A 10546-nucleotide genomic window follows, 5' to 3' on the forward strand; every position below is an offset into this window, starting at 1 on the left:
TGCGGGTGGGTGGGGCTGGTCGCGCAGTTCCCCGCGCCCCTCAGAAGCAGGTGGGTTGCCCTACGCTCCGTACACCTGTCCCGGAGCTTCCGCCTCGCCGAGCAGTTTCAGCGCCGTCTCTCCGGCTTCCGCCGGCGTCCACCTCGCACCCTTGTCCACGCTCGGCCCTGCCCGCCATCCCTCCATCACCGTGATCCGGCCGGCCTCCACCTCGAACACCCGGCCGCTCACCCCCGTGCTCGCCGCCGACCCCAGCCACACCACCAGCGGGGAGACGTTCCCCGGGGCCATCGCGTCGAAGCCCTCGCCCGGTGCCGCCATGGTGTCGGCGAAGGTGTGCTCCGTCATCCGCGTCCGTGCCGCCGGGGCGATCGCGTTGACCTGGACGCCGTAGCGTGCGAGTTCCGCCGAGGCGACCAGCGTCAGGCCCACGATCCCCGCCTTCGCCGCGCTGTAGTTGCCCTGCCCGACCGAGCCCAACAACCCGGCCCCGCTGCCGGTGTTGACGACCCGGGCGACCGGCGTACGTCCCGCCTTCGCCTCCGCCCGCCAGTGCGCGGCGGCGTGCTTGAGCGGCAGGAAGTGTCCCTTGAGGTGGACGCGCATCACCGCGTCCCAGTCGTCCTCGTCGAGGTTGACGAGCATCCGGTCGCGCAGAAACCCGGCGTTGTTGACGAGGGTGTCGAGGCGGCCGTACGTCTCCAGTGCGGCGGTGATCAGGGAGCTCGCCCCTCGGGTCGTCGCGATGTCGCCGCCGTGGGCGACGGCCTCGCCGCCCGTCGCACGGATCTCCGCGACCACCTGTGCGGCCGGGCTGTCCGCGTCGGGCGCCCCGTCGAGGCCGACACCGAGGTCGTTGACGACGACACGGGCCCCTTCGGCGGCGAAGGCGAGCGCGTGCGCCCGGCCGAGTCCGCGGCCGGCCCCGGTGACGACGACGACCCGGCCGTCGCAGATTCCGCTCATTTCAGGCCTCCTTGTTGGCAGTTGCCGCGTCCAGGAAAAGCGGCCGTTCCCCGCCTCCGTGCACCAGCAGCGACGCCCCGGTGATGTACGCGGCGGCGTCCGAGGCGAGGAAGACGGCCGCGGCGCCGATCTCCGCGGGCTCGGCCAGCCGGCCGAGCGGCACGGTGCGGGAGACGGCGTCGACGCCGTCCTCGTCGCCGTAGTGGAGGTGGGCCAGCTCGGTGCGCACCATGCCGACGACCAGCGTGTTCACCCGTACGTCCGGCGCCCACTCCACCGCCATCGACCGGGCGAGGTTCTCCAGTCCGGCTTTGGCCGCCCCGTACGCCGCCGATCCGGGCGAGGGGCGGCTGCCGCTGACGCTGCCGATCATGACGACCGAGCCCTTCGACCGTCTCAGGTGCTCGTACGCCGCGAGGGAGGCCGTGAGCGGAGCCAGCAGGTTCAGCTCGACCACCCGCGTGTGCCGCTCGGCGTCCGCGTCAGCCAGCAGCCGGAACGGCCCGCCGCCCGCGTTGTTGACGAGGACGTCGAGACGGGGCAACGCGGCGAAGAAGGCGCGTACCGCGTCCGGGTCCCGCACCTCCAGGGACACGAACTCGGCGCCCTCCAGCGGCACTTCGGGCGGCCTTCGCGCGCACACCACGACGTCCGCCCCCGCGCCCACGAACGCCCGCGCGATCCCGGCACCCACTCCCCGCGTGCCGCCCGTGACGACCGCGACCCTCCCCCTCAGCTCCATTCGCCGCTACCCTTCACCTAACAAACGTTTGGTGGAAAGGTAGCTGATGCTTCCATGGGTGTCTCCACCTCGTCCCAGGAAACGGGGCACGGAAAGGACGGCGTCGCCGTCGTCACGGTCGACTTCCCACCGGTGAACGCCCTGCCGGTGGACGGCTGGTTCGCGCTCGCCGACGCGGTGCGCGGGGCGGGCCGCGATCCGCAGGTGCGGTGCGTGGTGCTGGCCGCCGAGGGCCGGGGGTTCAACGCGGGCGTGGACATCAAGGAGATCCAGGCACAGGGTCCCTCGGCGCTCGTCGGCGCCAACCGCGGCTGCTACGAGGCCTTTTCGGCGGTGTACGACTGCGAGGTCCCGGTGGTGGCGGCCGTGCAGGGCTTCTGCCTGGGCGGCGGTGTCGGCCTCGTCGGCAACGCGGACGCGATCGTGGCGAGCGAGGACGCCACCTTCGGGCTGCCCGAGCTGGACCGGGGCGCGTTGGGCGCGGCCACGCATCTGGCCCGGCTGGTCCCCCAACACCTCATGCGCGCCCTGTACTTCACCTCGCGCACGGCGACCGCGGCCGAGCTGCACGCGCACGGTTCGGTGTGGCGGGTGGTGCCGCGCGCCGAACTCCTCGAAGCGGCCCTGGAGTTGGCGCGCGAGATCGCCGCCAAGGACGGGGAGCTGCTCCGGCTCGCCAAGGCGGCGATCAACGGTATCGACCCGGTCGACGTGCACCGCAGCTACCGCTTCGAGCAGGGCTTCACCTTCGAGGCGAGCACCGCCGGGGTGGCCGACCGCATCCGTGACAGGTTCGGGAAGGAGGGCCGATAGGTGAGCGACAAGACCATGACCGCGGACGAGGCCGTGGCCCGGCTGCGCAGCGGCATGACCCTCGGCATCGGCGGCTGGGGCTCGCGCCGCAAACCGATGACCCTGGTCAGGGCGCTGCTCCGGTCGGATGTCACCGACCTGACGATCGTCTCGTACGGCGGCCCGGACGTCGGCATGCTCGCCGCGGCCGGACGGATCCGCAAGCTGGTGGCCGCCTTCGTCACCCTCGACTCGATCCCGCTCGAACCGCACTACCGCGCGGCCCGCGAGCGCGGCGACTTCGAGCTGATGGAGATCGACGAGGCGATGTTCATGTGGGGGCTGCACGCGGCGGCGAACCGCATGCCCTTTCTGCCGGTGCGGGCGGGCGTCGGGTCGGACGTGATGCGAGTCAACCCCGGTCTGCGGACGGTGACTTCGCCGTACGACGACGGCGAGACGTTCGTGGCCATGCCCGCCCTGCGTCTGGACGCGGCCCTGGTCCACGTCAACCGCGCCGACCGGCTGGGCAACGGGCAGTGTCTGGGCCCGGACCCGTACTTCGACGACCTGTTCTGCGAGGCGGCGGACACCGCGTACGTCTCGTGCGAACGGGTCGTCGACACGGCCGAGTTGACGAAGGAGGCTCCGCCGCAGTCGCTGCTGGTCAAGCGGCATGTGGTCACCGGAGTCGTCGAGGCCCCGAACGGGGCGCACTTCACGTCCTGCGCGCCGGACTACGGGCGGGACGAGGCCTGGCAGAAGGCCTATGCGACCACGCCCTGGCCGGAGTTCGCGGCACGGTACCTGGAGGAGGGGTCATGAACGCCTCGCTTGTGCCGCCCACCCGCGCCGAGTACTGCGTGATCGCCTGTGCCGAGGCCTGGCGGGACGGAGGTGAGATCCTGGCGAGCCCCATGGGCCTGATCCCCTCCGTCGGAGCCCGTCTCGCGCGGCTCACCTTCGCCCCGGATCTGCTGCTGACGGACGGCGAGGCGATGCTGGTCCGCCCGGACGGCACCGTCGAGGGCTGGCTGCCGTACCGGCAGCATCTGACCCTGGTCACGGGCGGGCGGCGGCACGTGATGATGGGCGCGAGCCAGATCGACCGGTACGGCAACCAGAACATCTCCTGCATCGGTGACTGGGCGCAGCCGAAGCGGCAGTTGCTCGGGGTGCGGGGGGCGCCGGTCAACACCCTCAACAACCCGACGAGTTACTGGGTGCCCCGGCACTCGCGGCGGGTCTTCGTCGAGAAGGTCGACCTGGTGTGCGGGGTGGGCTACGACCACGCTGCCGGCGCCCGCTTCCATCGGATCCCGCGCGTCGTCTCCGACCTCGGCGTCTTCGACTTCGCGACGCCCGACCACGCGATGCGGCTGGCCTCGCTGCATCCCGGGGTGAGCGTCGAGCAGGTGGCGGAGGCCACGGGGTTCGCCCTGAACATCCCGGACGAGGTGCCGTACACGCGTGAACCGACGGCGGACGAGCTGGAGTTGATCCGCGAGGTGCTCGACCCGGCCGGCAGCCGCTCGCGGGAGGTCGCCGTCTGATGGACACGGCACTCACCCGGCTGGTCGGGGTCCGCCATCCGATCGTGCAGACCGGGATGGGCTGGGTGGCGGGCCCCCGCCTGGTGTCGGCCACGGCGAACGCGGGCGCGCTGGGCATCCTGGCCTCGGCGACGATGACCCTCGATCAGCTGAGAGCGGCGATCCGCGAGGTCAAGTCCCGCACGGACGAGCCCTTCGGGGTCAACCTCCGTGCCGACGCGGCGGACGCGGGCGACCGGGTGCGGCTGATGATCGACGAGGGGGTGCGGGTCGCCTCCTTCGCCCTCGCGCCCTCCGCCGAGCTGATCGCCGAGCTCAAGGAGGCGGGGGTCGTCGTCGTCCCGTCCGTCGGTGCCCGCCGGCATGCCGAGAAGGTGGCGGCGTGGGGGGCGGACGCGGTGATCGTGCAGGGCGGGGAGGGCGGCGGACACACCGGCGAGGTGGCGACGACCGTGCTGCTGCCGCAGGTGGTGGACGCGGTGGACATCCCGGTCGTGGCGGCCGGGGGGTTCTTCGACGGGCGGGGGCTGGTCGCGGCGCTGGCGTACGGGGCGGCGGGCGTCGCGATGGGCACCCGGTTCCTGCTCACGTCGGACTCGACGGTGCCGGACGCGGTGAAGGCGCGCTATCTGGCGGCGACGGTGAAGGACGTGACGGTGACGCGGGCGGTCGACGGCCTGCCGCACCGGATGCTGCGCACGGACCTGGTGACCGGGTTGGAGAGCTCCGGCCGCGCGAAGGCCCTGGTGCGGGCGGTCCGCCACGCGACCGGTTTCCGTCGCCTGTCCGGACTCACCTGGCGGCAGATGATCCGCGACGGCCTGTCCCTGAAGCACGGCAAGGACCTCACCTGGAGCCAGGTCCTCCTCGCCGCGAACACGCCGATGCTGCTCAGGTCGGCGATGGTGGACGGCCGTACGGATCTCGGCGTGATGGCCTCCGGGCAGGTCGCCGGGGTGATCGACGATCTGCCGTCGTGTGCGGAGCTGGTGGACCGGGTGATGGCGGAGGCTGTGGAAGTCGTGGGGGCACTGTCGGCGGGCGGGGTGCGCGAGGCGCGCCGGGCGCCCAGCGGCTCGGGAGGCTGACGCTGTTCCGCGAGTAGCGGTCGTCCGTGGTTGATCGCGCGGTTCCCCGCGCCCCTCACGGGGCGCGGTCCCGCGCCTCGACCGCTCAGAGCCGCTCGATGATCGTCACGTTCGCCTGTCCCCCGCCCTCGCACATCGTCTGCAGTCCGAACCGGCCGCCCGTGCGCTCCAGTTCGTGCAGCAGGGTCGTCATCAGCTTGACGCCCGTCGCGCCCAGGGGATGGCCGAGGGCGATGGCGCCGCCGTTGGCGTTGACCTTGTCCGGGTCGGCGCCGGTCTCCTTGAGCCAGGCCAGGACGACCGGGGCGAAGGCCTCGTTGATCTCGACGAGGTCGATGTCGTGGATGGAGAGGCCGGTCTTCTTCAGGGCGTGGGCGGTGGCGGGTATCGGTGCCGACAGCATGCGGATCGGGTCCTCGCCGCGCACCGAGAGGTGGTGCACGCGGGCCCGTGGCGTCAGGCCGTGTTCGCGTACCGCCTGCTCCGAGGCCAGCAGCATGGCCGCCGCCCCGTCCGAGACCTGCGAGGAGCACGCGGCGGTGATCGTGCCGCCCTCGACGACCGGCTTCAGCCCGGCCATCTTCTCCAGCGAGGTGTCCCGGCGCGGGCCCTCGTCGACGGATACGTCCCCGTAGGCGACGGTCTCCCGCTCGAAGCGCCCCTCGTCGATCGCCCGCACCGCCCGCTGGTGCGAGCGCAGCGCGAACTCCTCCTGGTCCTGCCGGCTGATCCCCCACTTCGCGGCGATCATCTCGGCGCCGACGAACTGGTTCACCGGCTTGCCCCCGTACCGCGCCTGCCAGCCCGCACTGCCCGCGAAGGGACCCTGGGTGAGCCCGAGCGGCTCGGCGGCCTGCCGGGTGGCGAAGGCGATGGGTATCAGGGACATGTTCTGCACCCCGCCCGCGACCACCAGATCCTGCGTCCCCGACAGCACGCCCTGCGCCGCGAAGTGCACCGCCTGCTGGGAGGAGCCGCACTGCCGGTCCACGGTCACCCCCGGCACCTCCTCGGGCAGCCCGGCCGCCAGCCAGCAGGTCCGCGCGATGTCCCCGGCCTGCGGCCCCACCGTGTCCAGACAGCCGAAGACGACGTCCTCGACGGCCCCCGGATCCACCCCGGCCCGCGCCACCAGTTCCTTCAGGACATGCGCGCCCAGGTCGGCGGGATGGACCCCGCTGAGCCCACCCTTGCGCCGCCCGACAGGCGTCCGGACCGCTTCGACGATGTAGGCCTCGGCCATGCCAACTCCCCAGACTCCTCGGAATCCCCAATGAGTTACGTACGTACGGCGATCCCGTCCAGCACCATCGACAGGTACTGCCGGGCGATCTCCTCCGGACTGTGCTGTCCGCCGGGCCGGTACCAGGACGCGGCGACCCAGACGGTGTCGCGCACGAACCGGTAGGTGAGCCGGACGTCGAGGTCGGCCCGGAACACCTCGGCCGCGACCCCGCGCTCCAGCGTGGACAGCCACGCCTTCTCGAACTTGCGCTGCGACTCGGCGAGGAACCCGAACCGCTCCTGCGCGACCAGCTGCCGGCTCTCCTTCTGGTAGATCGCGACGGCGGCGCGGTGCCGGTCGATCTCCCGGAACGACTCGGTGACCAGGGCCTCCAGCGTCTCGCGGGGCCCGAGTTCGGCGGCCAGGACGGTGTCGTAGCCGTCCCAGAGCTCGTCGAGGAAGGTCCGCAGGATCTCCTCGAGCATCGACTCCTTGGAGTCGAAGTGGTAGTAGAGGCTGCCCGCGAGCATGCCCGCGTGATCCGCGATCTTGCGGACGGTGGTGGCGTTGTAGCCCTGCTCGGCGAAGACCTCGGCTGCGGTGTCGAGGAGTTCCCGGCGACGGGCGGGCGCGGCGGGGGTCACCTGCGGCTTCTTCTTGGTCGGCACGACATCATTCTGGACGCTCCGCTCGTCAGGCGTGCTGGCTGCTGACGGCGACGACTTCGCCCGTCATGTACGAGGAGTAGCCGGACGCCAGGAACACGATCACGTTGGCCACCTCCCAGGGTTCGGCGTACCGCCCGAACGCCTCCCGCGCGGTCAGCTCCTCCAGCAGCTCCGGCGTGGTCACCTTCGCGAGGTGCGGGTGCATGGCGAGGCTCGGCGCCACCGCGTTGACGCGCACCCCGAACTCGGCCGCCTCCAGGGCCGCGCACCGGGTCAGCGCCATCACGCCCGCCTTCGCGGCGGCGTAGTGCGCCTGTCCGGCCTGGGCGCGCCAGCCGATGACGGAGGCGTTGTTGACGATGACGCCGGTGCCGGAGTCGCGCATCAGCCGCAGCGCGGCCCGGGTGCAGCGGAAGGTGCCGGTCAGCGTGACGTCCAGGACGCGGGACCACTGGTCGTCGGACATGTCGACGAGAGGTGCGGTCCCGCCGAGCCCTGCGTTGTTCACGACGACGTCCAGCCGTCCGTGTTCCGCCACGGCGGTGTCGAACAGGGCTCGCACCTGGGACTCGTCGGTGACATCGCACGGCAGGGCCGTCACCGCGCCCGGGAAGTCCCGCCCGAGCTCGGCCTCCGACTCCTTGAGCCGTCGCGTGTGCGCGTCGCTGATCAGCACCCGCGCACCCTCCTCCAGGAACCGCCGCGCGGTGGCGCCGCCGATGCCGGCGCCGGCCGCCGCGGTGATGACGGCGGTGCGCCCGCTCAGCAGTGCGTGCCCTGGCTCGTACGCCGGAGTCTCGACGCCTGTCATAGGGCCACGCTAACCTACCAAACACTTGTTAGGGAAGCGCCGTCGAAGGGCTGTTGCCGATGGACCTCGCCTTCACGCAGGAAGAGGAGGCCTTCCGGGCCGAGGCCCGCGCGTGGCTGACCGGCCATGTGCCGTCCGAGCCGCTGCCCTCCCTGGAGACGGCGGAGGGCTTCGCTGCGCACCGCGCGTGGGAGGCCGAACTGGCCGCGGACCGCTGGTCGGTGGTCGACTGGCCGACGGCGTACGGCGGCCGGGACGCGGGGCTGGTCCGCTGGCTGCTGTTCGAAGAGGAGTACTACGCGGCGGGCGCCCCCGGACGCGTCAACCAGAACGGCGTCAGCCTGCTCGCACCGACCCTCTTCGACCATGGCACGCGGGAGCAACGCGCGCGCGTGCTGCCGTCGATGGCCGGTGGCGAGGTGGTCTGGGCGCAGGCGTGGTCGGAGCCGGAGGCCGGATCGGACCTGGCGTCCCTGCGCTCCAAGGCGGTCCGTACGGACGGCGGCTGGCGCTTGAGCGGGCAGAAGACGTGGTCGTCGCGGGCGGCCTTCGCGGACCGTGCGTTCGGCCTGTTCCGCAGCGACCCGGACGCCCAGAAGCCTCACCAGGGTCTGACGTACCTGATGTTCGATCTGCGCGCTCCGGGCGTCACGGTCCGGCCCATAGCCCGCCTGGACGGCAAGCCCGCCTTCGCGGAACTCTTCCTCGACGAGGTGTTCGTGCCGGACGAGGACGTGATCGGGGAACCGGGTCAGGGATGGCGGATCGCGATGTCGACGGCGGGCAACGAACGAGGGCTGAAGCTCCGCTCCCCCGGCCGTTTTCTGGCCGCCGCGGACCGTCTGCACCGCCTCTGGGAATCCCAGGGCAGCCCCACACGGACCGGCGACCGGGTGGCGGACGCGTTGATCGGAGCCCGCGCCTACCGGCTCTTCACCTTCGCGGCGGCCTCCCGCGTCCTGGACGGCGAATCACTGGGCCCGGAGTCCAGCCTCAACAAGGTCTTCTGGTCGGAGTACGACATCGCGCTGACGGAGACGGCCCTGGATCTCCTCGGCCCCGAGGGCGAGTTGGCGGACACCGACTGGTCCGAGCGCTACGTCTTCTCCCTCGCCGGCCCCATCTACGCGGGCACCAACGAGATCCAGCGCGACATCATCGCCGAGCGCCTGCTCGGCCTGCCGAAGGGACGCCGGTGATGCGGTTCCTCATGGACGCCGAGCAGCGTGCCTTCGGCGCCTCGCTGGACGCGATGCTGACCGCCGCGGACACTCCGGCGGTGATACGGGACTGGAGCCGGGGCGACCATGTGAGGGGGCGCGCGCTGTGGGCGCGTGTCGCGGAGGCCGGGGTCTTCGCGCTGGCGGTTCCGGAGGCGTACGAGGGCCTGGGCCTGCGGCCCGTCGAACTCACGCTGGCCTTCGTCGAGTTGGGCCGGCACGCGGTGCCCGGCCCGCTGGTGGAGACGGTCGCGGCGGCGACCCTGCTGGCGGGCCTGGACGACCAGGGCCCGGCGAAACGCCTGCTGCCCGCGCTGGCCTCGGGCGCATCGGCGGCAACCCTGACCTCGGGGCCGTACGCACTGGACGCGGACATGGCCGACCTACGGCTGACGATCTCCCCGTCCGTCAGCGGTCCTGCCGCGGTCGCCCCCACCGAACTCCGCCTCGCACCCCCGCCCGGCCCCCCGCTCCCCTCCCTGGACCCCGCCCGCCGCCTCTTCCCGGCCGCCCCCCACCACGGTGAACTCCTCGCCACCGACCCGGCGTCCCTCGCCCCCGCCCTGCTGCTGGCCCGCCTCGCCACCGCCGCCCAGTCCCTCGGCGTCGGCCTCGCGCTCCTCGACAGGACCGTCTCCTACGTCGGACAGCGCACCCAGTTCGGCACCCCCATAGGCTCGTTCCAGGCCGTGAAGCATCGGCTCGCCGACGCCGAGGTCGCCCTGGAGTTCGCCCGCCCCCTGCTCCTGGGCGCCGCCCTGACCATGGCCCCGGAGGACGTCGCCGCCGCGAAGGTCACCGCGTGCGAGGCGGCGTACACCACCGCCCGTACCGCGCTCCAACTGCACGGCGCGATCGGGTACACGGCGGAGTACGACCTGTCCCTGTGGCTGACCAAGGCCCGCGCCCTGCGGACCGCCTGGGGCAGCCCGGACGAATGCCGGGCCGCCGTCCTGCTCAGTGGTGGTCGCCGCTGCTGATCTGCCGGTACTCCTCCGCCGTCGGCTTGGGAATCCGTGTCTCGGGCCCGAACATCACATACGCCAGCCGCGCCCGCACCCGCTGGGAGACCGTGACCGGCCGCCGCACACCGTTCGCGTCGACGAGCGGTCCGATCTCGTACGGCGGGTTCTGCTCGTGCTGGGTGAGGGTGTGCAGCTGGTCCTGTGCGAGGGGTTCGTGGATCTCGACGTACTCCCCGTGCGGCAGCCGTTTGATGACGCCCGACTCCCGGCCGTGCAGCACCTTGTCCCGGTCCCGGCGCTGAAGCCCCAGACAGATCCGCTTCGTCACGATGAACGCGAGTACCGGCACGACGAAGACGGAGATCCGCACGAACCAGGTGATCGCGTTGATGGACAGATGCAGATGCGTGGCCACGATGTCGGGCCTTGACCCCTGAGGTTGGACACACGAGACACTGGATCCTGAGGATCTGAGAACGGACATCTCGTGGTCATGAAGAACTATCCGCCGCAGTT

At 72.0% G+C, this 10546-nt stretch carries 11 protein-coding genes and 1 pseudogene; 6 read left to right on the forward strand and 6 right to left on the reverse strand.

Annotated elements, in window-relative coordinates; all coding sequences use genetic code 11:
• Window positions 1-60: 60 nt before the first annotated feature.
• Together ACWD3I_RS18885 and ACWD3I_RS18890 are read right to left on the reverse strand one after the other, a co-directional pair.
• Complete coding sequence (locus ACWD3I_RS18885; protein WP_365394529.1) at window positions 61-966, reverse strand: SDR family oxidoreductase; 906 nt, start codon at window positions 964-966, stop codon at window positions 61-63.
• Window position 967: 1 nt separating this feature from the next.
• Complete coding sequence (locus tag ACWD3I_RS18890; RefSeq protein WP_365394528.1) at window positions 968-1708, reverse strand: SDR family oxidoreductase; 741 nt, start codon at window positions 1706-1708, stop codon at window positions 968-970.
• A gap of 54 nt (window positions 1709-1762) precedes the next feature.
• Between ACWD3I_RS18890 and ACWD3I_RS18895 the strand changes: the two genes are divergently transcribed.
• From ACWD3I_RS18895 to ACWD3I_RS18910, 4 genes are read left to right on the forward strand one after another with little or no spacing between them, the layout of a single operon-like run.
• Window positions 1763-2521: an enoyl-CoA hydratase family protein gene (locus ACWD3I_RS18895; protein ID WP_365394527.1), complete on the forward strand. Its 759-nt coding sequence runs from the start codon at window positions 1763-1765 to the stop codon at window positions 2519-2521.
• A complete protein-coding gene (locus ACWD3I_RS18900; protein WP_365394526.1) occupies window positions 2522-3325 on the forward strand; it encodes a CoA transferase subunit A in 804 nt (267 codons plus the stop codon).
• On the forward strand, window positions 3322-4053 hold the full coding sequence (locus ACWD3I_RS18905) for a CoA-transferase subunit beta (RefSeq protein ID WP_365394525.1): 732 nt from the start codon (window positions 3322-3324) through the stop codon (window positions 4051-4053). Before ACWD3I_RS18900 ends, ACWD3I_RS18905 begins: the two co-directional genes overlap by 4 nt.
• On the forward strand, window positions 4053-5141 hold the full coding sequence (locus ACWD3I_RS18910; protein WP_365394524.1) for an NAD(P)H-dependent flavin oxidoreductase: 1089 nt from the start codon (window positions 4053-4055) through the stop codon (window positions 5139-5141). The genes ACWD3I_RS18905 and ACWD3I_RS18910 overlap by 1 nt, the downstream gene beginning before the upstream one ends.
• Before the next feature lie 85 nt (window positions 5142-5226).
• Here the strand turns inward: ACWD3I_RS18910 and ACWD3I_RS18915 are convergent, their stop codons facing one another.
• The 3 genes from ACWD3I_RS18915 to ACWD3I_RS18925 are packed head-to-tail and all read right to left on the reverse strand — an operon-like array spanning window position 5227 to window position 7845.
• The gene (locus tag ACWD3I_RS18915; protein WP_365394523.1) at window positions 5227-6384 is read right to left on the reverse strand and encodes an acetyl-CoA C-acetyltransferase; all 1158 of its coding nucleotides are present in this window, start codon (window positions 6382-6384) and stop codon (window positions 5227-5229) included.
• A 35-nt stretch (window positions 6385-6419) separates the two neighbouring features.
• Window positions 6420-7034, reverse strand: coding sequence for a TetR/AcrR family transcriptional regulator (locus ACWD3I_RS18920; protein ID WP_046262769.1), 615 nt, complete (start codon window positions 7032-7034; stop codon window positions 6420-6422).
• Between the two features lie 25 nt (window positions 7035-7059).
• Window positions 7060-7845 (reverse strand): SDR family oxidoreductase, encoded by a 786-nt coding sequence (locus tag ACWD3I_RS18925; RefSeq protein WP_365394522.1) that lies wholly within the window; start codon window positions 7843-7845, stop codon window positions 7060-7062.
• 59 nt (window positions 7846-7904) lie between these two features.
• On the opposite strand from ACWD3I_RS18925, the gene ACWD3I_RS18930 reads away from it, so the two are divergent.
• On the forward strand, window positions 7905-9044 hold the full coding sequence (locus ACWD3I_RS18930; RefSeq protein WP_365394521.1) for an acyl-CoA dehydrogenase family protein: 1140 nt from the start codon (window positions 7905-7907) through the stop codon (window positions 9042-9044).
• Window positions 9044-10045 (forward strand): acyl-CoA dehydrogenase family protein, encoded by a 1002-nt coding sequence (locus ACWD3I_RS18935; protein WP_365394520.1) that lies wholly within the window; start codon window positions 9044-9046, stop codon window positions 10043-10045. Before ACWD3I_RS18930 ends, ACWD3I_RS18935 begins: the two co-directional genes overlap by 1 nt.
• Here the strand turns inward: ACWD3I_RS18935 and ACWD3I_RS18940 are convergent.
• Window positions 10023-10463 (reverse strand): annotated as a pseudogene (locus ACWD3I_RS18940) (ubiquinol-cytochrome c reductase cytochrome b subunit); the annotation flags it as partial. The gene ACWD3I_RS18935 and the pseudogene ACWD3I_RS18940 sit on opposite strands and share 23 nt — an antisense overlap.
• Between the last annotated feature and the right edge of the window lie 83 nt (window positions 10464-10546).

The organism is Streptomyces sp. NPDC002817 (genome assembly GCF_053592055.1).